The organism is Corallococcus sp. AS-1-12 (assembly GCF_020036995.1).
Taxonomy (GTDB): Bacteria; Myxococcota; Myxococcia; order Myxococcales; family Myxococcaceae; genus Corallococcus.
The window spans coordinates 26333-47608 of record NZ_JAIQDD010000020.1 but is presented as its reverse complement, the minus strand read 5'-3'; the positions used below and the strand labels follow the sequence as shown (position 1 = coordinate 47608).

Here is a 21276-nt window from a genome sequence, read left to right as displayed (position 1 = left end):
CAGGAGTCACGGCGGGCGTCGAGTCACCCCCGGGACGTTTCATGCGTTGACGGGTCGCCTGCTCGGCGGGTGGGACGTCGGTTCGCGAACGCACGCGTCTCAATGTGTTGAGACAGGGGGTGCTTTGCGGGCAGTGTCCCGGCATGCGGCGGTTGCGACGTCTCGGATGGGCCGGGCTGATATCGCTGGTGCTGCACGCCCTCGTCTTCGGGCTGTTGTGGACGCTGGACCCGCATCCGTCGGCCGCCGGACGCACGGCCCGGCCGCGCGAGCGGGCCGTCGAGGTGGAGATCCTCTCCGCCCCTTCCGTCACGCCGGCGGTTTCACCGCCTCCGGTCCGGGAGCCCGCCCCGCCCCCCTCCGCCGTCGCGACGCGTGAGCCGCCGAAGCGCGGCCCCCCTCCGGCACCGCCCCCCGTGGCGACACGCGAGCCGCCGGAGTCCGCGCCGGCTGCCGTCCCACCGCGCGCCCCGGCGGAGGACGCGTCCACCGGGGCACCGCCTCCGACCGCGATCCGCGAGCCCCCGGAGCCACCTCCCGTCGCGACGCGCGAGCCCGCTCATTCCGAGGACGCTCCGCGCGCCCAGGCGGACGACATCCCACGCCTGGACATCGCGACCCGCGTGCCCGCTCCGGGCGGGGACCGGCCCCAGGGCCCCCTCCCCCAGAACCTGCTCCCCTCCCCCGGCTCGAGCACGGGGATCATCATCACGACGCCGGAGAACTCCCGGGGCGGAGGCCGCACACTGCGCCCCGGTGACCCCAGCCTGTCGCGCGAAGCCCTCACCGCCGAGGAGCACGCGCGCGTGTCGGAGCGCGTGCAGGGCATCGTCGATGAACGCCGCGCCCGCGACCGCGTGGACACCGGCCGCGTCCATCCCTACTTCGGGCAACTGCGCGCGCAGTTGGAGAAGCAGATGGACGCCCCGCCCCTCTTCGACATGCCCAGCTTCCCCAAGCAGATGCTGTACGCGTACGCGGAGAAGGCCCGGCAGTTCGGCGCCAGCGGCTCCCCCGGGAGCATGCCCGGGCCCCGCAAGCCCCCCAAGCCGGGCGAGTTCCTCGCGAAGCGCGCCCGGGACGAGCCCGGCTACGACCGCCTGCGCGGCCTCTCCCAGGCGGGCGAGGAGCTCCAGGACTTCGCCCACGGCGTCAGCACGATGAAGCTCACCGTCACGCTGGAGCTGCTCCAGGGCCCGGACGGCCTGCTGCGCGAGGTGAAGCTCATCAGCCGCAGCGGCAACCGCGCCTACGACGACTACGTGCTCCAGTCCGTCCCGCCCGCGCTGGGGAAGGCCGCGGCGCCGCCGTCGGACGCGATGGGCGTGCACACGGACGGCATCCGCAGCGTGTGGGCCGTGGAGGGCCGCGTCGTCTACGTGCGCAAGGTCAGCGAGATGAAGAAGGGCACGGACAACGTCTACCTCGCCGCCCTGGCCGCCGCGGGGCTCCTCGCCGGCAACTTCGACGAGACCACCGGCGAGGTCTACGTCATCGACGTGCGCAACCCGCACTTCGAATGCCGCTCGCGCCTGCTGCGCGTCTACTGACTCAGGGCGTGAACGCCGCGGGCCACCGAACGCCTCCGCCCAGGGGCAGGAGCGCCTCCGCCACGTCGAGCAGCGCCCCGTCCGCCCACCGCCGCCCCACCAACTGCGCCCCCACCGGCAGGCCCGCCGCCGTGCGCCCCAGCGGGAACACCACCACGGGGCTCCCCGTCGCGTTGAACAGGCAGGTGAACCCGCCGAAGGCCTCCAGGTAGTCGCGAGGCGCCCTGTCCACCTCCACCGGCGCCCCGAACGGCGTGTGCGGCGGCGCGGCCGTCATCGCCACCGGGACGAGCCACGCGTCCCAGCCGGACAGGAAGTCCTCCAGCCGGGTGATGTGCGCGTCCCGCCGGCTGAGCGCCGCGCCGTAGCCCGCCATGTCCATGCGCGTGCCCTGCATGATGGCCTGCGCCAGGAGGTCTCGCTCGAAGGGGAGGAACTGCCGCTGGAAGGCCTCGCGCACGGGCGGCGGCAGGGGCGCGCCCACCTCGCCGCCCTCCATCAGCCCCCACACCTCCACCAGGTCCGTGAAGTCCTGCCCCTCGGGCACGGCCTGCTCCACCACGACGCCTTGCGCGCGGGCGGCGGCGGTGAAGCGCTGGAACAGCTCCCGCGTCTCGCGGTCCGCCTGGAAGGGCCCCAGCGTGTCCGCCCACGCCAGCCGCAGGCCCTGGAGCGTCCGGGGCTTCGCGGCCCCCAGCGGCGGGACGGGCGGCACCTCCGGGGCGCGCGGATCCGCGCCTTCGATGAGCGACAGGATGAGCCGCACGTCCGCCACCGAGCGCGCCAGCGGCCCCGCGCACGCCATGTGGCGCACGTGGCGGGGCCCGTCCGGCGGGTCCGGGATGTGGCCCATGGAGGAGACGCGGTGCTCCGTGGGCTTGATGCCCACGATGCCGCAGTAGTGCGCCGGCTGGCGGATGGAGCCGCCAATGTCGCTGCCCACCTCGAACGGGGTGAGCCCCGCCGCCACCGCCGCCGCGGCCCCACCGCTGGAGCCGCCCGGCGTGCGGTCCAGGTCGTGCGGGTTGTTCGTGCGGCCCCAGAGCGGCCCGTGCGTCTGGAAGTCCGCCGCGAACGGCGGCAGGTTCGTCTTGCCGAAGAGGATGGCCCCCGCCGCCTTGAGCCGGGCCACCACGGTCGCGTCCCGCGCGGGCACGTACCGCGCGAAGTCCGGGTGGGCGGACGTCGTGAGCAGGCCCTCGGTGCTGAACGCGTCCTTCACCGTGAAGGGCACGCCGTGCAGCGGCCCCCACAGCTCCCCCCGGGCGAGCGCCGCGTCCGCCGCCTCCGCCCGGCTCCGGGCCCGGGCCTCGTCCCACGTCACGACGGCGTTGAGCGCGGGGTTGTGCGCTCGCGCGCGGGCGAGGAAGGCGTCCAGCACCTCCACGGCGGTGACATGGCGCTCGCGCAGGGCGGCGGCCAGCTCCGTCGTCGTGAGGGACACGAGCGCTCGCGCGCCCCCGGCGGTTCCGGACTCCTGAAGCGGGACGGATGAACCCATGGGCCTGCACTCCCCCAGAGGGCGGCCCCGGCGGCGCGGCCCTCCCAGGCCCCCGGTTCTACCAGCTCCTCAGCGCGCCCGGGCCTGGGGGGCGGGCGTCACCACGTAGGCGGACCGGGAGGCGTCCACCTTCACCCGGGGCGGACGCCGGGACTCCTCGAAGAGGCGGTAGCCCGGCTCCAGGCCGCGCCAGAAGGCCTTGCGCGCGTCGGTGACGCCGGAGAGGGCCTCCAGCGCCGCGAGCCCCGCCGCGTCCAGCCGGCGCGGGAAGAGGTGCACCGGCACGTCGCGGCCCATGCGCGCGCGGGCCTCGGACACCATCACGTACAGCTCCTCGATGGGGCCGTCCTCGATGGCCAGGCAGCCGATGCTCACGCAGTCGCCGTGGATGTAGATGTCGCCCCCGGGCTTCGCGGCGCCCAGCTCGCGGTCCAGGGCGTTCGGGTAGCTCACCCGCAGGGACAGGTGGTACGCGCTCTTCGGGTTGAAGAGGTCCACCGTGTAGAAGCCCTCCGGGACCTGGAGGTCGCCCTGGGCGCGCTTGGGGCCCACGTCGCCCGAGGCCGCGCAGATGGGGTAGGTGCGCACCTTCACCAGCGGCCGGCCCGGCCTGCCCGCCCAGACCTCCAGCTCGCGCTCCACCTTGAAGGCCCGCAGGTAGAGCTCCTCCGGGGGCCAGGCCAGCCCCGCCGCCTGGAACGTCCGGACCAGGCCGGCCGTCTGGCGCTGGCGGGCCCCCGCGACCCGGTCCTCCGCGTGAGCGCACAGCGAGGCCAGCAGGACACCCCAGGCGAGCAGGTTCTTCATGGGCGGAATGCACCTCGGGTCAAAGCCGGTTGGACGCTGGCGGACGTCAATCCGGTCCCTGGGCAGGGGTGGGCGGAGAACAGGCTCCTGGCACGGGGGCACCCCTGGCTCCCTGCTTCCCAAGCTGCTAGCAAGCGGTTCGTGGGCTTTCTGGATGACGTTCAGCGTAACGGCGATGGAAACCAGGGGTGGCCCGGTGTTCTCATCTCCAACGCGCATCATGGCGAGCAGGGGCCGCCGGTGTGCGCATCGACTGAAGCTCCCCGCCCCGTGCCGTTCCGGCCTTTTGCCTAAGAATGAATGACTCCCTCGAGACCCTCCTCGCCGACGGCATCATCGACGCCGTCATCGGCCAGCTGAAGACGGGGAAGGAGGCGGAGGTGTGGCTCGTCCAGCACGCCGGCCAGGTCGTCGCAGCGAAGCTGTACAAGGAGCGCCACGAGCGCAACTTCCGCAACAACTCCGGCTACAAGGAAGGCCGCGAGGTGCGCAACTCGCGCACGCGCCGCGCCATGGAGAAGGGCAGCCGCTTCGGGCAGGCCGCCGCGGAAGAGGCGTGGAAGAACGCGGAAGCGGACTCGCTCTACAAGCTGCACGCACAGGGCGTGCGCGTGCCCACCCCGGTGATGTTCTACGAGGGCATCCTCCTGATGGAGCTGGTGCTGGACGCGGAAGGCCAGCCCGCGCCCCGGCTCGTGGAGGCCCCGCCCCAGACGCCCGAGGAGGCCGAGGCGCTCTACCTGGACCTGCGGGCCCAGGTGGTTCGCACCCTGTGCGCGGACCTGATTCACGGGGACCTGTCGCCCTACAACATCCTGATGAGCGGGTCCGGGCCGACCATCATCGACTTTCCGCAGACGGTGGCGGCGGCGCGCAACAGCCAGGCGGAGTTCTATTTCCGCCGCGACCTGGACAACGTGCGGCAGTACCTGGAGGGTTTTTCGACCCGGCTGGCGGGCCGCGCGGGTGACACGGGCGAAATCTGGAACGCGTACGTGCGGCGCGAGCTGACGCCGGAGTTCGTGCCGTCGGGCGCGTTCCGCGAGGCGCCGCGCCGGCAGGGAGGCGCGGGCCGTCAGTCCCGGCAGGAGCGATTCCTGCAGCAGGAGGACGCCCGGCGCAACGAGCTCCGTCCGGCTCCGGCGCCCGTGGTGGAGGTGGAGGAGGGGCTGAGCGCGGAGGAGGCGGAGCTGCGCGCGCTGGAGGCGCTGGTGCTGCGCCAGGGTGGCGGCGAGCGCGGGCGGCCCATCGTGACGCAGAGCCCCAGGGATGGGCGTCGGCGGGGTGGGTTTGGAGGCAAGCCGCCGCCGCGCACCGGCAATGCGCCGAGGCCCGGCAACGGCGGGCCCCAGCAGAACGCGGGAGCGCGTCCGCCGCAGGCAGGGGGCAACAACCGGCCCAACGGCAACAACGGCCGTCCGCAGCAGGGCGGGCCGCGCAACGGAGCTCCGGCACAGGGCGCGAATGCGCCGGTGGCGCAGGGTGATGCGCGCATGAACGGCCGGCCGCAGCAGGGCGGGCCGCGCAACGAACCGCGCCGGGATGGACGTCCGCCGCGCTCGCCCAACGGCGAGGCCCGCATGAACGGACAGGCCAACGGCGACAACGGTCAGGCGCCGCAGCACAACGGCCGGCCGCCGCGCACGAACGGGCAGGTCTACGCAGAGAACGGTCAGGCGTCGCAGCACAACGGCCGGCCGCCGCGCATGAACGGCCAGCCGCATGGCGAGAACGGCCAGCCGCATGGCGAGAACGGTCAGGCACCGCAACAGAACGGCCGGCCGCCGCGCACGAACGGGCAGGCCTACGCCGACAATAGTCAGGCGCCGCAGCAGAACGGTCGGCCTCCTCGCCTGAACGGGCAGGCCCGCGCCGAGAGCGGTCAGGCGCCACAGCAGAACGGTCGGCCGCCTCGCATGAATGGACAGGCCTACGCCGAGAACGGGCAGGCGCCGCAGCAGAACGGTCGGCCGCCTCGCATGAACGGACAGGCCTACGCCGAGAACGGTCAGGCGCCGCAGCAGAACGGTCGGCCGCCTCGCATGAACGGACAGGCCTACGCCGAGAACGTGCAGGCACCGCAGCAGAACGGCCGGCCTGCACGCCCGAGCGGGCAGGGCTACGGAGAGAACGGTCAGGCGCCGCAGCAGAACAGCCGGCCGCCGCGCATGAATGGTCAGTCCCGTGGCGGTGAGTCAGGGCTGAATGAACAGCCGCGCCAGAATGGTCAGTTCTCTGGCGGCGATGCGCGCATGAACGGCCATCCTCACGGCGGCGAGTCGGATTTGAATGGCCCGTCGCAAGCGCAGAACGGCAACGGCCGGCCGCCGCGCAACGAGTGGCGCGCGAATGGGCGTCCGCAGCAGAACAGCGAGCCACGCCAGGAAGGTCCGGGGTCACAGTCGCGCATGAACGGCCGGCCGCCGCGCAACAATGGCTCCTTCCAGGACAGCGTCCCGCAGCAGAACAGCGAGCCGCGCCAGAACGGCCGGGGTCCTCGCGAGGCGCGCGGCACCCTACCCAACAATGGCCCTCGGATGCCCCGTCAGGGCCCGGAGCGCAGCGCGGGACGTGCGTCCCGGGGCTCCTCGGCGCCCCAGGTGAGCTACGTGGCCCGTCCGCCCGCGGCCTCGTCCTCGAACCCCGAGACGGGCTCCTCCTAGCCTCTTCCGTCAGGAGGAGCACCCGCCGGGTCTCCCCGGCGGAGGCGCACCACAAAAACCTGTCCGACAGTCGGACAGGTCTGGAAGACCCCGCCCTACTCCGCCTTCACCGGCTGCGGTTCGCGCGCCAGCTCCTCGCGGAAGAACCGGCTGCCCTTCGCGAGCGTCTCCATGTACGGCCGCACGTCCTCGCGGGCCTCCGGACTCAGCGCCGCGAATGGCGTCACGTGCGCGTCCGGCACATAGCGGAACGTCAGGTTGATGCGCCGCGTGCGGAAGTCCGGCAGCTCCGGCGGCATCACGTGCCCCGCGCGCGTGTCCACCCGCTGCACCCGGTGGAACGTCTGCTCCTTCCACTGCGCCCCGCCAAAGAGCTGCAGCGCCCCGTCATCCAGCCACTGCTCCAGCACCACCGCGTCCCGTTCACCGGGCCGAGTGGACGTAACGAACTGGATGAGCGCACGCTCCCCCAGTGACAGCGACGCCACCGGCCCCGGCTCGAAGTCCTTGTGCTCGCCCACGCGCGCGGTGTCCACCCAGCGCCCGTCCTCCAACCGGCTGCCGTAGAAGTTCACCAGGCACGTGTTGAGGTGCCAGCCCTGCGGCATGTCCGGCCCCCGGAACATCCGCCGCGCCAGCGCCTCCACCTTCTCAATCTGCCGCTGCAGCACCGCCGGGAACGGCTCCGCCTTCACGCAGCGGTTCCGCACGCCCTTCGGCGGCCGGTAGTAGTCCAGGCACGCGAACTGCCAGTTGCCCAGCCAGTACACCGGCCTGAGCAACCGCCGCTGCTGCTGCCCCTCCGGCGGTGGGAAGTGCTTCGAATAGCGCTCCTCCCACAGCGGGTGCAGCGTGCCCAGCCACGCCAATATCTCCGCGCGGTCCGCCGAGTTCAGGAAGCTCGCGTTGTAGTGGTGGCCCGGCGTGCGCTGCGCGGCCTTGCGCGCCAGCGGGGAACCCGGGCCCCTGCGGGGAGGCAAGGCCATGCGCTCAGGTCCTCACGCCCCGGAGGCGGCCACGTCCAACGCCAGCTCGATCATCTCGTCGAACGTCGTCTGACGGTCCTCCGGCGACAGGTGCTCGCCGGTGCGGATGTGGTCCGACACGGTGAGCAGCGACAGCGCCCGCGCGCCGAACTCCGCGGCCACGCCGTACAGGCCGGCGATCTCCATCTCCACCGCCAGGATGCCCATCTTCTCCAGCGTCGCGTTGAGCGCTTCCTGCGGGTGGTAGAAGAGGTCCGAGGTGAAGACGTTGCCCACGCGCACCGGCTTGCCGCGCTTCTCCGCCGCCTCCACCGCGCGCCGGGCCAGCGTGAAGTCCGCCACCGCCGGGAAGTCGTGCCCCATCACGCGCATGCGGTTCACGTTGGAGTCCGTGCCCGCGCCCATCGCCACGATGACGTCGCGCAGCTTCACGTCCGTGCGCAGCGCGCCGCAACTGCCCACGCGGATGAGCACCTTCGCGCCGTAGCTCTTCACCAGCTCCGTCGCGTAGATGGAGATGGACGGCACGCCCATGCCGTGCCCCATCACCGACAGTCGCTTGCCCCGGAAGGTGCCGGTGAAGCCCAGCATGTTGCGCACCGCCGTGACGGAGCGCGCGTTCTCCAGGAAGCGCTCGGAGATGTAGCGCGCCCGGAGGGGGTCGCCCGGCATGAGGATCACTTCAGCGAAGTCACCGGGAGACGCGGAGATGTGCGGAGTTGCCATGGAAGCAGAAGCCTTTCAGCGCCCGGTCGACAGACCGGAGGGAACACCCGTGGGAACGGCCACCGGCGTCGGTGCCGGCGCGGCGGGAGTGCACGGGTTGGGCAGCTTGCCCGAAGCCGCGGGCGTCGTGTTCACCAAAGCGGGGGCCTGCGCCTGGGGGGGCAGCCGGCGCGGGGGCAGTTGCACCGGCGGGGGGATGGGGCAGTGCGTGCACGGCCCCTTGAGCGGAATCACCAGCCGCCGGCCAATGCTCAGGAACGTGTTGCGCATCCGGTTGGCCTTCTTGATGGCCACCACGCTGGAGTTGTGACGCAACGCGATGCCGCCCAGCGTGTCCCCGTTGCGCACCTTGTACATCATCAGGTTCTGGTCCGGCTGGAGCGCCAGCAGCGGCGCCACCCGGCGGCCCAGCTCCTGCGCGCGGCCGTTGAAGAAGCGCACGTGGAAGTGGTCACGGTGCCGGCGCGCGTGCTTGATGAGTGAGTTGAAGCCCGCGTTGAACAGCGAATCCAGCCAGACCTTGTCCTCGCCAATGGACAGCGCGTAGTCGTACAGGACCTTCATCACGCGCTTGTCCACGAGGATCATCTGCACGTCGGTGTTCACCACCAGCGAGCGGACCAGCGCCCAGTTCATGGCCACGTCGATGTAGCGCTCCCGCTCGCGCTCGCGCACCGGCTCCGCGGTCGGGTAGTAGAAGCCGAAGTCCACGTCACGGCCGTTCTGGTGGCTCTTGTGCGGGCGCAGGTAGCCGCCGTCCTTGGTGGACAGGCGGTTGACGCGCAGCGGGGGCACGTTCGGGTACTGCGCGCGCACCGCGCGGATGGCGGCGACCACGTAGTCCACCGTCTCCTGCGTGCCGTAGGCGATGTCCGGCGACACCACCAGCCAATCCTTGTCATCCGGCACGCGCACGCTGTTGAGCTGCCGGCCGCTCTCCACGAAGCCAATGGACATGGAGCCCAGCGTGGCCGGGTCCTTCTTCCACGCCTCGGTGAGCGCCTCGTCGGACAGGTCCGCCGTGTACAGCGGCCCCGCGGGCGCGGCGGGCGCGAGCGGCGCCTGCATCTCGCCCTCCTCGCTCACGCCTTCGTCGTCGGTGGCCGCGGAGGCCTCGTCCTCCTCTTCCTCCGCGTCCACGGGGCAGGGGTTCTCCCGCACGGCGGCGTCGGTGACGACGGCGGCGACCTCCGCCGGGGAAGGCATCGCGACGGGGGCACCGGACGCGCTCACGGCGGGCGTGGCCTGGGGCTCGGCCGCGGCCGGAGCTTCCGCGGGCGGCGTCTGGGCCGGCGTCTCCACGGGAGGCGTCGCGGCCGAGGCCTGGACCGGGGCCGGTGCCGGAGGCGGGACGGGGGTGACGACACGCGCGGCGCAGCCGGCGCAGAACAGGAGGATCAGGAGTGAGGAACGCACCGGGCCGCAGGATGGCCCGAGATGCCCGGGTCACCAAGCGCGGAGCGCGATTTTGACTGCGCGTGCGCACCCCTGCCTGCCTGCTTCAACCGCTCCGTGCCACGCCTTCCGCCTCGAGCACCTGCGAGGCACGGCGAGGCGAGAGCACCTCGAAGGGCAGGCGCCGTCCGCCGCCCATCGACAGCACGCGCTGGTCCTTGCTCACCAGCCACGCGGCGCCCGCGCGGGCCGTCAGCTCCAGGAACTTCTGATCATCCCGGTCCCGGCACGGCGGCAGCTCCACCGGTGAGCCCTCACCGTCCGCCACGCGCACGAGCGCGCCGTACGCGTCGCGCACCGCCCGCTGCGCGTCCGCCGTCAGCTTGAACCAGGGATAGGCGAGCACCAGCGCCAGCTCCTTCAGCGTGTGCCGGTCCGCCCACGCCGTCAGCGAGCCCGAACGCAGCGCCTGCGCCAACGGCCGCGTGAAGACGTCATCAAAGACGAACACGTCCAGCACCACGTTGGTGTCCAGCACCACGGAACGAACGGCAGGCACAGCGGAAGGCGTCTTCACGGTGAAGGAACTTTCCGTCACCAACACCGCCGACACAACCCTGCCCCTTCCCGCGTCAATCACAATGCACGGCGGGTCCATGGCGGAAACCAGGAATCACCGACAAGAATGCATCTCACTGAACCCCTCCCCCTGACTGGCCCCTGCCGGTGAAAGGTCTGTCCATGAAGCCCTCCGCCCGTTCGCTGTGTCTGACGTTGTTGAGCGCCGCTGCCCTGCTGGGCGGCTGTGGAGGCGAGGAGTCGCCCACGCCGCGGGGGGAAGGCGTCGTCGTGCCGCCGGCCCAGACGGAGGCCGCTGGCAACGACCTGAGCGCGAGCGCCGCGTACTGCGACGACGTGACGACGTGGGACCCGGCCTGGGTGCAGTTGGAGAACGACGTGCTCACGCTCATCAACCAGCGGCGGGCGGCGGGTGCCACCTGTGGCGGCGTGGCGAAGCCAGCGGTGGGCGCGCTCACGAACAATGACAAGCTTCGCTGCGCGGCGCGCAAGCACTCCAAGGACATGGGGACGAACAACTTCTTCAGCCACACGGGCTCCAACGGCTCCACGCCGTGGCAGCGGATGACGTCCGCGGGCTACAGCTACCGCAGGGCGGCGGAGAACATCGCCGCGGGCTACGGCACCGCGCAGGCGGTGGTGGACGGCTGGATGGCCAGCACCGGGCACTGCAACAACATCATGGACGGGGCGCTGAAGGAGACGGGCATCGGCTACTTCAACGCGCCCTCCAGCACGTACCGCGCGTACTGGACGCAGGACTTCGGCACGCCGTAGTTCCCGGGGAAGGGCGAGGGCTATGCTCCGCGGCCCATGCCCTCCCCCTTCGCCGAGCACTTCCCCGCCCTGCGGTCTGGCTTCAGCTACCTGGACAACGCGGCGGGGGCGCAGGTGCCCACGCACTGCATCGACGCCATCCATCAATTCCTCTCGGGTGGGAGCTGCAACGTGGGCCAGCCCTACCCCGCCTCCCGCGTGGCCACGGCGCTCAAGGCCCGGGCGCGCGAGGAGACGGCGGAGTTCCTGAACTGCCGGCCCGATGAAGTCATGCTCGGGCCCAGCGCCACCGCGCTCACCTTCCAGGTGGGCCGGGCCGTCTCACGCCTCTTCCAGCCGGGCGACGAGGTGGTCCTCTCCGAGTTGGAGCACGAATCCAACGCGGCCCCGTGGCGAGCGCTGGAGGCGCAGGGCGTGAAGGTGACGACCTGGCGCGCGAGCTGGCCGGAGGGCCGGCTGGAGGCCTCCGAGCTGCGCAAGCTCGTCACGCCGCGCACGCGGCTGGTGGCGGTGTCCGCGGCGGCGAACTCGGTGGGCGCGACGCCGGACGTGGCCGCGGCGGCGGAGGTGGCGCACGGCGTGGGCGCGTGGCTGTTCGTGGACGCGGTGCACTCCAGTCCGCATCACCTGCCGGACGTGCGCGCGTGGGGCGCGGACTTCGCGGTGTTCTCGCCGTACAAGGTCTTCGGTCCGCACCTGGGCTGTCTGTTCGTGCGGCGCGAGCTGCTGGCGGGGTTGCCGGCGGACAAGCTGTGGTTCATGCCGGATGACGGCCCGCAGAAGTTCGAGCCGGGCACGGCGAACCACGAAGGCTGGGCCGGGTGGCTGGGTTCGCTGCGCTACCTGCGTGAAGTGCTGGGCGGTGGCCAGCCGGGGCGAGAGGGATTGACGCGGGCCTTCCAGCGCATCGCGCAACTGGAGCAGCCGCTGCTGGAGGCCGCGCTGGAGCAACTGTCCCGGCATCCGCGAGTGCAACTCTATGGGCCGAAGACGTCCGAGGGGCGCGTGGCCACGTTCTGCTTCAACGTGACGGGCCTGTCGCCGCGCGCCGTGGCGGAGCACCTGGCGGAGCAGGGCGTGGGCGTCGCGGCGGGGCACTACTACGCTACGATGGCGGCGGAGGCGCTGGGGCTCATGCCCGACGGCGCGGTGCGCGCATCGTTGCTCCACTACAACACGGCGGAGGACGTGGGCCGGCTGCTCGCGGCGCTGGACTCACTGCCCTGATGCCGGAGGGCCGTGACCCTCACGCCTCCACGGGAGGCGGGGGCTGCTTCGCCGTCAGCGTCGCCCCCGCGGACGCCACGCTCACCAGCGCGACCGCCAGCCATTGCATGGGCGTGAGCTGCTCGCGCAGGAACAACCATCCCACCAGCGTGGCCACCCCGGGCTCCAGGCTCATCAGGATGCCGAAGGTGCGGCTGGAGAGCTGTCCCAGGGCCAGCATCTCCAGCGTGTATGGCAGCGCGCTGGACAGGAGCGCCACGCCCACGCCCGCGGCGAAGAGGCCCGGCGTCAGCCGCTCCAGGTGGCCCTCGCGCAGCATGAACGGCAGCACCGTCAGCATGGCCACCACCATGCCCGCCGCCACGCCCTGCCCTTCCGGCACGCGGCGCGACAGCCTTCCCCCCGCCAGGATGTAGAGCGCCCAGCACGCGCCCGCCGTCAGCGCCAGCACCACGCCCAGCGGATCCAACGCGCCGGGCTTCGCCGTCCAGGGCGTAATCAACACGATGCCTGTCGCCGCGAAGAGCACCCACACGAAGTCCAACGCCTTGCGCGAGCCCACCACCGCCAGCACGAAGGGCCCCACGAACTCCAGCGTCACCGCGAGCCCCAGCGGGATGCGCGCGATGGCCAGGTAGTACGTGAGGTTCATCACGCCCAGCGCCACGCCATACGGCACGACGGCCGCCCACTGCTCCCGCGTGTAGCGCAGGAGCGGCGGACGGAAGAACGCCAGCAACATCACCGACGCCAGCACCAGCCGCAGGCCCGCGGCCCCCACCGAGCCCAGGACCGGGAAGAGCCCCTTCGCGAGCGCGGCGCCCCCCTGCACGCTCACCACGGCGATGAGGACCGCGGGGATGGGGGGCAAGGCGGGGACACGGCGTCCGGCGACTTCACTCATGGCGCCGGAATCTAGCCAGGGTGCCTCACGGATTCACGGGCGCACTCCACGCCCCCGTCCGCAACAGCGCACGCCGGGCGAGGAAGCGGGAGAGATTCCACTCCGGGACCGTGTCCCGCTGCTCCAGCCGCTCCAGGTGCTCCTTCAGGACGGTCGCCAGCGGCCCCGGGTACTGCTCCGCGAGGGTGGCTTCGGCCCGGACCAGCCCGGGCACCGCGTCCGCGGACAGGTCGTAGAACATTTCGGTGTCCAAAGAACCGGTGCGCGCGTACCGCTCCAGGTTGTGGCGGACGATGAAGGCCTCCGGGTTGAGGAAGTTGAGCACCAGCACCGAGCCCAGCGCCGTGGCGAAGGCCCCCACCGCGAAGCGCTCCGGCTTCCACCACAGCGTCACCGCGCGCCAGGCCAGCGCCGCGCCCAGCGCCACCATGAAGACGTGCGTGTGCACGCGCAGCAGCGTGTAGCCGAACGCGTCCTCGTACAGCGACAGCCGCCGCATCGCGGACGCGAGGATGATCAGCGTCAGCACCACCATCAACGACGTGTTCGCACGGAAGACGGTCTGCGCCGTCCGGGTCTCGCGCCGCGTCCAGCGCGTCAGGGCCATCACCAGCGCCAGCGTCAGCGAGGCGACGATCACCAGCTCGAAGAAGCCGCGCCGCGCGTACTCCGCGAACGTGTAGCCGGCCGCGGGCGACGACGCGTCGCCGATGAACAGGTACGCCACCTGGAACGCCGCGAAGACGAAGAACAGCGCGTTCACGGCGAAGATGAGCGTGAGCGCCTCGATGAGCCCCAGGCGCGGCGTGGCCGGCGCCACCTCCGCGTCCCCCAGCTCCTTCGTGGCCCGGCGGCGCAGCGCATGCCCCAGCACGCCCGCGGCGACGCTCGCGCCGAACGCCACGCCCATGCCGCGCCCCACCAGGAGCTCCAGGCCCAGGTCGAACGACAGCAGCCGCTGCAAGGTGGAGGAGAAGATGCTGTCCGCGGAGTCCAGCAGCAGCCCGAACACCAGCAGCACCGGCAGCGTCAGCAGCAGGCCCCGCGTCAGCGCCCACAGCAGGCGCGAGTGGCTCTTGAGCCCGCGCACGTCCACGCCGTCCCGGACGAGCACCGGCGGGTAGAGCAGGCCCTGCGCGGCGGAGCCGAAGAAGACGACGACGTAGTCGGTGAGCCCCAGCCGCTCCACGCGGCCCGCGGCCCAGAAGTGCGCCAGCATCATCAGGAGCACGGCCGCCGTCATCACGTTGAGCGGCAGGAGCCAGGAGCTGTCCCGCACCGCCACGAAGACGCTGACCAGCCCCAGCGGCGCCAGCAGCCACGCATTGGGCCGCGCGCGCTGCCAGCCCTCACGCCCGCCCAGCCACGCGAGCGCGCCCACCAGGGACGCCACCAGCAGCGGGAAGCCCAGGCCCCAGCGCGACCGGTCGAGCAGGACCTCCGCGAGCACCCCCAGCGCCAGCGACGCCGCCAGCGTCCGGCGCGGGGCGCGCACCCACGGGAGCAGCGGCCGGGCCGGAGCCGTGACGGAGGGAGCGGGAGAAGGAGGAAGCGGGGACAGGGGAACGGACGGGGTCATGGCGTCGGCACCTCGCGGGCGGTTCAGCACCCGGAAACGGCGACAGGATGCCCACGCCCGAGGGCACGGCCGGGGACCTCGGAGGCGAGCGGTCGCGGAGCCACGCCGAACGGCGCGAGCCGTCCCGTGGCCGGTCGCCCCGGCCGGAGCCAGGAGCGCGCCCCCGGCCGTGACCGGTCGGAAAGCACCGCCGCATCGGTCGCGCACCCGGTGTGACGCACCGGGCGACACCCGGGCACCACCCGGTGTCCGCCCCACCGGCACCGGGAGTCCTCGCCCGGGACGCGGGGTGAGCCGCGCCGCGTCGTCGGACGCTCCAGGCAGGTCCGCGAGGCACCCGAGGAGGGCCGATGTTAGGTTGCCGCCCCGATGTCACCCCTGACGCGGCTCCCCTCCCGCTTCCGTCCCCGCTGGACCCTCGCCCTCTGGGGCCTGGTCCTCACCGTCGCGGGCTGTGACGGAGCGTCCTCCCAGTCCCTGCCGGTTCCAGACGCGGGCGCCTGCGTCCAGGGCAACTGCCCGCAGCCCGACAGCGGAACGCCGGTGGACCCGGCCGGCCCCCGCGTGCGCATCGCGGCGTTCAACGTGCACCGCCTCTTCGACACCGTCTGCGACACGGGCGCGTGCGGCGGCTCCAACTACGAGGAGCTGCCCACCGACGCGGAGTTCGAGGCACAGGTGACCCGGCTCGGCCAGGCCATCAACGCGCTCAACGCGGACATCGTGATGCTGGAAGAGGTCGAAACGCAGAACTCGCTGGATGGGCTGCTGCGGAAGGTCCCGCGATTCCCCTATTCGAAGCTCGGGGAGACGTACACCAAGGCGTCCGTGGACGTGGCCATCCTCTCCGTCCACCCCATCCTCGAAGTGCGCAGCCACCGGAACCAATACATCTACCGGCCCGATGGCTCCGCCACCCGCTTCTCGCGCGACCTGCTCGAGGTCCACCTGGACGTGGACGGCACGCGGGTCATCGCCTTCGCGGCGCACTTCCGCTCCAAGGTGGACGATGATCCGGGCCGCCGCCTGGCGGAGGCCACGGCCTCGCGGGACATCCTCCTCGAATCCGCGAAGGAGTTCCCCGGCGCGATGATCGTGCTCGGCGGAGACCTCAACGACGTCCCCGGCTCGGAGCCCATCAACGCCCTGGACCAGGCGCTGCTGCGCGTCGCCAGGGACCGGCCGGACAGCGAGACCTGGACGTACTTCTACTCCGGTAGGGGCCAGGCCATCGACCACCTCTACCTCGCGCCCGACGGGGGCGGCGTGTACGTGCCGGGCTCCTTCCGTGTGGCCCGCGAGCCCACGGGCGGCTACGGCGGCTCCGACCACGGCGCGGTGTACGCGGACTTCGCCCTCCCCCCGCACTGAAGCGCGCGGGACGGCGAACCCCACACACTCCCCCGCCCTGTCAGCGCGGTGCCTGTGGACCACCGCACGCGGAAGGGCTGGCATTGACGCGGCAATGACAGCCAGGGAGGAGCCATGCCCGGCGGCCGGTTTCCAGCCCGCCCCCCCTCCCTACCTTCCTTGCCATGAACAGCAATCGCATGGCGCATGCGGCACGCCATCCCCGGGCGCTCCGGCATCCCGTCCTGGAGGGCAGGCCATGATTGAGGTGCGCACCTTCGAAGGTGACGCCTCCGAGGCGTCCTGGTTCCTCAACCGCGTCTGGCAATCCACCTACGGCAAGACGGCCCCGCTCCCCGTCTGGGACAAGCGCTTCTGCGACTGGCGCCTGTTCCGCGACGGGCAGGCGCCGCGCGACTACCTGCTGGCGGCGTATGAGGGGAAGACGCTGGTGGGCACCCTCTTCGCGGAGCCCGCGAGGCTGCGCCTGGGGCGCATGGAGGTGGACGGCAGCTACGGCGTGCGGGCCACCGTCACGAACTCCCATCGGGGACAGGGCATTGGCGCGAAGCTCGCGCGCGAGCTGCTCCGGCGGCATCAGGACCGGGCCGCGCGCATCACCCTGGGCTTCACGACCACGGAGCCCCGCCCGCCGGGCTTCTGGCGGCACGCGTGGAACACGCGCCTCTTCGGAGGCCTGGGGATGTGGATGTATGCCTTTGATGCACGAGCGCTCGCCCGCTGGTCCTTCACGGACAACGAGCGGAGGCTGTTCACGCTGGCGCATCCCCTGCTGCGGCACCGCTTCCGGGAGGCGGACCGCCAGGGCATCCGCCCCTACCAGCCGGCGGACCTGGGCGGCTGCACGGCGCTGGTCCACGACATGCTGCGCCCGGTGACGCTGGGCTACACGTACACGACCGAGCAACTGGCGGCCCAGCTCCAGTACCGCGACGTGCCCCGGACCTTCGTGCTGGAGCAGGACGGCGAGGTGCGCGGGCTGGTGAGCTCACACAGCCTGTTGATGACGGGCGTGGGCGAGCTCACCGCGGAGGTCGTGGACCTGATGGCCTTCCACGCTTCCGTGTCCGCCGAGGACCGGCAGCGGCTGCTCCAGGTGGCCATGCAGGACATGGAGCGCCGGGGCGTGGCCTTCGCGGGCATGCTGCGCGGGCCCGGCACCACGGCCTGTCTGTTGTTGCGCTCGGGCTGGGTGCCGCTGCCCCGCCGCGCGAAGGTGACGTGCCTGATGCCCGTCTGCGACCTGGACCTGCCCGCGGACCCGTGCGTCTTCACGCACCTGCGCTGACGCGCGAGCGCTGGACCCTGCCCAGCAGCCAAGTGGCGCCGTGGGCCAGGGTCCGCGCGCCCCGGCCCGCGCAGACGCACAGCGCGGGAATGACGAGCAGCAGGTACTGCGGCCACTTGGTGTTCCACAGCAGCAGGAACACCAGGCCCACGACGGCGGCCACCGCCCACACGGGCCGCTCGCGCCACGTCCGGGGCAGGCCCAGCACCGCCAGCGCCAGCAGCGCCCACGCGTTGAAGTGCGTGAGGTAGATGCCCGGGTCGGACGCGGACAGCCACGGGTCCGTGAGGAACACCAGCGGCTGGTACCAGGGCAGGCCGGCGCGGCGCACGTGCTCGTTGTGGGAGTAGCCCCAGTGGAAGGTGACGGACTCCCACAGCGACGCGAACGGAGACGCCCACAGGGCCGGGTTCACCAGGATGAACACCGCCGCCGTGGACACGACGATGGCGGCCCACGGACGCCACCGCGTGCGCGCGCCCGCCACCAGGAAGGGCAGGAACGTGAGCCCGCCCACCAGGCCATACGGATACTTCCCCGCCGCCGCGAGCCCCAGCAGCGCGCCGGACACCGCCGTCCATCCCGGCGCGAAGCCCATCCGCCGGGCGCGCTCGAACGCGAGCAGCGCGAGCACCGCGAGCAGCCCCGGCACCGCCTCCAGGTAGGCCTGCGACGTGTACTTCGTGTGGTACGGGTCCCACGCGAGCAGGAGCGCGCCCAGCGGATCCACGAGGGCGACGAGCCCCACCTGGAGCACGCCGGCCACCGCGGACAGGCCTCGCGTCACGTTGAACGCGGGGCGCGCGGCGTCCGGGATGGGCCTGCCCATGGGGACGTCCCGCCAGTCCGGCTCCGGAGCGCCCGAGACGCGCACGGCTTCGGCGAAGAGCAGCTTCACCAGCGGCGGGTGCTCGAAGTTCTCCCGGACCTTGCCGATGTCGCCCCAGCGCCCTTCGTCCATCATCCCGGCATAGGTGAAGGCGATGGGCAGGTAGACCGCCTCGTCGAAGTCCTGGCCCAGCCGCTCCACCGCCCGGGAGCGTTGCCAGACGGCGACCACGACGGCGACGAGTGCGACGAGGAGGGCCAGCAGGCGCGTGCGGGACACGCGCGCACGGATATCACGAACATGCGGCCCGCCGAGCAGCCCGGGGCATGGCCCTGGTGACGCGTGGACCGATGCACCAGCTTTGGAGCATGAGAATCGCACGCATCCTGACCGTTGCCGCCCTGCTCGCGGGCGGATCCGCCGTGGCGAAGAAGACCGACACCGTGGAGCTGCGGACGCCCCGGACGACCGTGCGTGCGAACGTCGGCGCGCAGGGTCTCCAGGGCCCGGACCTGAAGCTCCAGTTGTCGGACAACGCGTTGAAGGGCCAGGCCTTCCAGCGCCCCGTGGACCTGAAGCTGTCGGAGCGGCGCATCGAGGGCACGGTGGGAGAGAAACCCGTGGAGCTCACCGTGACCGAGCGGCCGGACGTCGTGGAGATGATGGGCACCTTCGCGGGCCAGCCCTCGTCGCTGACGCTCAGCCCGGACGAGCTGACGGGGACGGTGGGGCCGTGCGGCTACAACCTCATCATCGAGCGCGACCGCAAGCACTACCGGGGCACGCGCGCCTGCGGCGACCAGCGCGAGAACGACGTGCTCGTCTCCATCCCGAAGTCGCTGGAGCGGGAGCCCGCGTCCGGGCGCATGGCCGCGCTGAGCGTGCTGCTCTCCCATCCGTGAGCAGGGCGATGGTGCGCGGGGCGCGGGTGTAGTGAAGTCCGCGCCGTGTCCACCCTTCCCTCCGGCGTCGCACCCGAGCGCACCATCGGGCCGTTCCAACTGCTGGCCCTGGGCGTCAACGGCATCGTGGGCGTCGGCATCTTCTTCGCGCCCGCGGAGGTCGCGGCGCAGGCCCCCGGCCTGGGCGCGGTGTGGGCCTTCGCGCTGACGGGGCTGGCGCTGGTGCCGGTGGCGTTCGCGTTCGCGGTGCTCGGCCGGCGGTTCGACTCGGATGGCGGCCCCGTGGTGTTCGCGCGGGCGGCGTTCGGCGAGCGCGTGTCGTTCCTCGTCGGCTGGGTGGCCTACGTGAGCGCCTTCCTGAGCACGTCCGCGGTGATGGCGGGCCTGGCGCGGGCGGTGGCGCCGTCGCTGGGCCTGGGCGGCCCCGTGGGCGAGCGGCTGCTGGCCTCCGCGCTGGTGACGGGGCTGGCGGCGCTGGTGGCGTCGGGCATCCGCGTGTCGGCGCGGACCTGGACGGCGCTCACGGTGCTCAAGCTCGTGCCGCTGGCGGCGCTCCTGGGTGCGTTCTTCTTCCTGCCGGTCCGGGAGGTGCCGCCACCGCTGCCCGCCACGGGGGCGTCCTGGCTGACGGCGGGCCTGACGGTGATGTTCGCGTACCAGGGCTTCGAGATCGTCCCGGTCATCGCGGGGCAGGTGCGCGCGTCCGAGCGCACGGTGCCCCTGGCGACGGTGGGCTCGCTGCTGCTGGCGATGCTGCTCTACGTGGGGCTCGTGTGGGCATGCGTCGCGGCGCTGCCGGACCTGGCGGGGGCGAGCGCGCCCCTGGCGCAGGCGGCGGGGGTGTGGGGCGGCGCGGGGCTGGAGCGGCTGGTGGGGGCGGGCACGAGCGTGTCCGCGCTGGGCATCTGCGTGGGGATGATGGTGACGACGCCGCGCTACCTGTCCGCGCTGGCCTCCGGGGAGCGCTCGCTGTTCGGGCTGGAGCGCATGTCGGAGTCGGGCGTGCCCATGCGGGCGCTGGCGGTGACGTGGGCGCTGGTGCTGGGGTTCGTGAACCTGGGGGACCTGTCGGAGCTCTTCGCGCTCTCCGCCATCGCGGTGCTGATGCAATTCGGAGTCACGGCGGCGGCGCTCGCGGTGCTGTCGCTGCGGCGGGAGCGGGACCTGCGGCCGGTGCACGCGCTGCTCGCGTTGCCCACGCTGGTGCTGGGGCTGACGCTGGTGACCTTCGGCGCGAGCGCGCGGGAGGCAGCGGTGGCGTCGGTGGCGGTGCTCGCGGGGCTGGCGCTGATGCGCCTGTCACGGCCGAGGGAGCCAGCGCCCGTCCGCCTGCCCTGAGGCACCCGCACGTCAGGAGAGGGGGCAGGCCTGGGGACAACCCGGCACGTTGTGTTGCGAAGGAGGGACCGGGCCGGGAGACTCGCGAGGCGATGCTCGGGTATCAGGCGAATGCGCAGTGGCGGGACATGTCTGACTTCGTGGTGCACTTCACGAAGCCGGGGCCCCCGTACCACGACGCCTACCAGAACATGATGAGCATCCTGGGAGCGCGCACGCTCATCCCGGGCGCGGAGGGGTTTGGCATCGCGCGGCGGGAGTCGCTGGTGGCGGACCGGCACCGCTCGGTGTGCTTCAGCGAGATTCCGTTGGACCAGCTCACGCGGCTGGTGCAGCGCCGCAGCCTGTACGGCATCGCCTTCCGGAAGAGCTTCATCCTGTCGCAGGGCGGAGGCCCTGTCTGGTACGTGCAGTACGGCTCCCCGGCGCACCTGGCGATGAAGCACCAGTTGGACCAGGCCCTGTCCGCGAAGGAACCCCAGAAGGAGCCCGTGTGGGCGGTGACGCCCTTCGTGGACATCCAGGGCGACGCGCACAACGCGCCCTACAGCTACCGCTTCGACTGGGAGCGCGAGTGGCGCGTCCCGGGGCTCCTGCGCTTCACGGAGTACGACGTCGCGGCGCTCTTCCTGCCGGAGGAGGTGCACACCCTGGCGAGGGACTTCTTCGCCTGGGCCGTGCGCGAGCGCGCGGGTCCGGGCTACTTCTGCCCGGTGTTGGATCCGGGGTGGAAGGCGGAGCAGATCATGGCGGCGCTGGCGAAGCAGACGGAGGCGCCGGCCGCCACGGAGCAGCGCAAGAGCACGCCGGGGTAGGATTCACGCGAGCGCACGCCTTCACTTGAACAGGCTCTT

Annotated in this window: 18 protein-coding genes; 9 read left to right on the top strand and 9 right to left on the bottom strand. The window is 72.2% G+C overall.

Going from position 1 to position 21276, the window contains the following annotated elements; genetic code table 11:
* The first annotated feature begins 188 nt into the window (after window positions 1-188).
* A complete protein-coding gene (locus K8556_RS26615) occupies window positions 189-1550 on the top strand; it encodes a hypothetical protein (protein WP_223742908.1) in 1362 nt (453 codons plus the stop codon).
* A 1-nt stretch (window position 1551) separates the two neighbouring features.
* Here K8556_RS26615 and K8556_RS26610 read toward each other — a convergent pair whose 3' ends face one another.
* Both K8556_RS26610 and K8556_RS26605 read right to left on the bottom strand, forming a co-directional pair.
* Window positions 1552-3051 carry an amidase gene (locus K8556_RS26610; protein ID WP_223742907.1) on the bottom strand — a complete coding sequence of 500 codons (1500 nt, stop codon included), beginning with the start codon at window positions 3049-3051 and terminating at the stop codon, window positions 1552-1554.
* Between the two features lie 69 nt (window positions 3052-3120).
* Window positions 3121-3858 (bottom strand): murein L,D-transpeptidase family protein, encoded by a 738-nt coding sequence (locus K8556_RS26605; RefSeq protein WP_223742906.1) that lies wholly within the window; start codon window positions 3856-3858, stop codon window positions 3121-3123.
* A gap of 296 nt (window positions 3859-4154) precedes the next feature.
* On the opposite strand from K8556_RS26605, the gene K8556_RS26600 reads away from it, so the two are divergent.
* Complete coding sequence (locus K8556_RS26600; RefSeq protein ID WP_223742905.1) at window positions 4155-6521, top strand: RIO1 family regulatory kinase/ATPase; 2367 nt, start codon at window positions 4155-4157, stop codon at window positions 6519-6521.
* A gap of 95 nt (window positions 6522-6616) precedes the next feature.
* On the opposite strand, the gene K8556_RS26595 is transcribed toward K8556_RS26600, so the two are convergent.
* The 4 genes from K8556_RS26595 to K8556_RS26580 all read right to left on the bottom strand — a co-directional run bounded on the left by K8556_RS26595 (window position 6617) and on the right by K8556_RS26580 (window position 10187).
* Window positions 6617-7507 (bottom strand): alpha-ketoglutarate-dependent dioxygenase AlkB, encoded by an 891-nt coding sequence (locus K8556_RS26595; RefSeq protein WP_223742904.1) that lies wholly within the window; start codon window positions 7505-7507, stop codon window positions 6617-6619.
* Between the two features lie 12 nt (window positions 7508-7519).
* Window positions 7520-8233 (bottom strand): purine-nucleoside phosphorylase, encoded by a 714-nt coding sequence (gene deoD / locus K8556_RS26590; protein WP_223742903.1) that lies wholly within the window; start codon window positions 8231-8233, stop codon window positions 7520-7522.
* A 15-nt stretch (window positions 8234-8248) separates the two neighbouring features.
* Window positions 8249-9649, bottom strand: coding sequence for a LysM peptidoglycan-binding domain-containing protein (locus K8556_RS26585; protein ID WP_223742902.1), 1401 nt, complete (start codon window positions 9647-9649; stop codon window positions 8249-8251).
* Between the two features lie 85 nt (window positions 9650-9734).
* Entirely contained in the window at window positions 9735-10187 is a 453-nt protein-coding gene (locus tag K8556_RS26580) for a putative toxin-antitoxin system toxin component, PIN family (protein ID WP_223742901.1), read from the bottom strand.
* A gap of 182 nt (window positions 10188-10369) precedes the next feature.
* Between K8556_RS26580 and K8556_RS26575 the strand changes: the two genes are divergently transcribed.
* Together K8556_RS26575 and K8556_RS26570 are read left to right on the top strand one after the other, a co-directional pair.
* A complete protein-coding gene (locus tag K8556_RS26575; RefSeq protein ID WP_223742900.1) occupies window positions 10370-10984 on the top strand; it encodes a CAP domain-containing protein in 615 nt (204 codons plus the stop codon).
* 36 nt (window positions 10985-11020) lie between these two features.
* Complete coding sequence (locus K8556_RS26570; protein ID WP_223742899.1) at window positions 11021-12211, top strand: cysteine desulfurase-like protein; 1191 nt, start codon at window positions 11021-11023, stop codon at window positions 12209-12211.
* Window positions 12212-12230: 19 nt separating this feature from the next.
* On the opposite strand, the gene K8556_RS26565 is transcribed toward K8556_RS26570, so the two are convergent.
* Together K8556_RS26565 and K8556_RS26560 are read right to left on the bottom strand one after the other, a co-directional pair.
* A complete protein-coding gene (locus tag K8556_RS26565) occupies window positions 12231-13115 on the bottom strand; it encodes a DMT family transporter (RefSeq protein WP_223742898.1) in 885 nt (294 codons plus the stop codon).
* Between the two features lie 25 nt (window positions 13116-13140).
* Window positions 13141-14694 carry a DUF4153 domain-containing protein gene (locus tag K8556_RS26560; RefSeq protein ID WP_223742897.1) on the bottom strand — a complete coding sequence of 518 codons (1554 nt, stop codon included), beginning with the start codon at window positions 14692-14694 and terminating at the stop codon, window positions 13141-13143.
* Between the two features lie 369 nt (window positions 14695-15063).
* Between K8556_RS26560 and K8556_RS26555 the strand changes: the two genes are divergently transcribed.
* A complete protein-coding gene (locus K8556_RS26555; protein WP_223742896.1) occupies window positions 15064-16065 on the top strand; it encodes an endonuclease/exonuclease/phosphatase family protein in 1002 nt (333 codons plus the stop codon).
* A 238-nt stretch (window positions 16066-16303) separates the two neighbouring features.
* Complete coding sequence (locus tag K8556_RS26550; RefSeq protein WP_223742895.1) at window positions 16304-17353, top strand: GNAT family N-acetyltransferase; 1050 nt, start codon at window positions 16304-16306, stop codon at window positions 17351-17353.
* Here K8556_RS26550 and K8556_RS26545 read toward each other — a convergent pair.
* Entirely contained in the window at window positions 17337-18461 is a 1125-nt protein-coding gene (locus K8556_RS26545) for a hypothetical protein (RefSeq protein WP_223742894.1), read from the bottom strand. The two genes, K8556_RS26550 and K8556_RS26545, sit on opposite strands and share 17 nt — an antisense overlap.
* Before the next feature lie 89 nt (window positions 18462-18550).
* Between K8556_RS26545 and K8556_RS26540 the strand changes: the two genes are divergently transcribed.
* From K8556_RS26540 to K8556_RS26530, 3 genes are all read left to right on the top strand, one after another.
* Entirely contained in the window at window positions 18551-19084 is a 534-nt protein-coding gene (locus K8556_RS26540) for a hypothetical protein (protein ID WP_223742893.1), read from the top strand.
* 84 nt (window positions 19085-19168) lie between these two features.
* Complete coding sequence (locus tag K8556_RS26535; protein ID WP_370639973.1) at window positions 19169-20422, top strand: APC family permease; 1254 nt, start codon at window positions 19169-19171, stop codon at window positions 20420-20422.
* 128 nt (window positions 20423-20550) lie between these two features.
* Complete coding sequence (locus K8556_RS26530; protein WP_223742891.1) at window positions 20551-21237, top strand: abortive infection system antitoxin AbiGi family protein; 687 nt, start codon at window positions 20551-20553, stop codon at window positions 21235-21237.
* The last annotated feature ends 39 nt before the right edge of the window (window positions 21238-21276 follow it).

What these genes read in the sequence shown, in the direction of transcription:
- K8556_RS26610 (WP_223742907.1), bottom strand. Translation starts at nt 3,051, where the DNA reads ATGGGTTCATCCGTCCCGCTTCAGGAGTCCGGAACCGCCGGGGGCGCG.
- K8556_RS26605 (WP_223742906.1), bottom strand. Translation starts at nt 3,858, where the DNA reads ATGAAGAACCTGCTCGCCTGGGGTGTCCTGCTGGCCTCGCTGTGCGCT.
- K8556_RS26600 (WP_223742905.1), top strand. Translation starts at nt 4,155, where the DNA reads ATGAATGACTCCCTCGAGACCCTCCTCGCCGACGGCATCATCGACGCC.
- K8556_RS26595 (WP_223742904.1), bottom strand. Translation starts at nt 7,507, where the DNA reads ATGGCCTTGCCTCCCCGCAGGGGCCCGGGTTCCCCGCTGGCGCGCAAG.
- deoD (WP_223742903.1), bottom strand. Translation starts at nt 8,233, where the DNA reads ATGGCAACTCCGCACATCTCCGCGTCTCCCGGTGACTTCGCTGAAGTG.
- K8556_RS26575 (WP_223742900.1), top strand. Translation starts at nt 10,370, where the DNA reads ATGAAGCCCTCCGCCCGTTCGCTGTGTCTGACGTTGTTGAGCGCCGCT.
- K8556_RS26570 (WP_223742899.1), top strand. Translation starts at nt 11,021, where the DNA reads ATGCCCTCCCCCTTCGCCGAGCACTTCCCCGCCCTGCGGTCTGGCTTC.
- K8556_RS26565 (WP_223742898.1), bottom strand. Translation starts at nt 13,115, where the DNA reads ATGAGTGAAGTCGCCGGACGCCGTGTCCCCGCCTTGCCCCCCATCCCC.
- K8556_RS26560 (WP_223742897.1), bottom strand. Translation starts at nt 14,694, where the DNA reads ATGACCCCGTCCGTTCCCCTGTCCCCGCTTCCTCCTTCTCCCGCTCCC.
- K8556_RS26555 (WP_223742896.1), top strand. Translation starts at nt 15,064, where the DNA reads ATGTCACCCCTGACGCGGCTCCCCTCCCGCTTCCGTCCCCGCTGGACC.
- K8556_RS26550 (WP_223742895.1), top strand. Translation starts at nt 16,304, where the DNA reads ATGATTGAGGTGCGCACCTTCGAAGGTGACGCCTCCGAGGCGTCCTGG.
- K8556_RS26540 (WP_223742893.1), top strand. Translation starts at nt 18,551, where the DNA reads ATGAGAATCGCACGCATCCTGACCGTTGCCGCCCTGCTCGCGGGCGGA.
- K8556_RS26530 (WP_223742891.1), top strand. Translation starts at nt 20,551, where the DNA reads ATGTCTGACTTCGTGGTGCACTTCACGAAGCCGGGGCCCCCGTACCAC.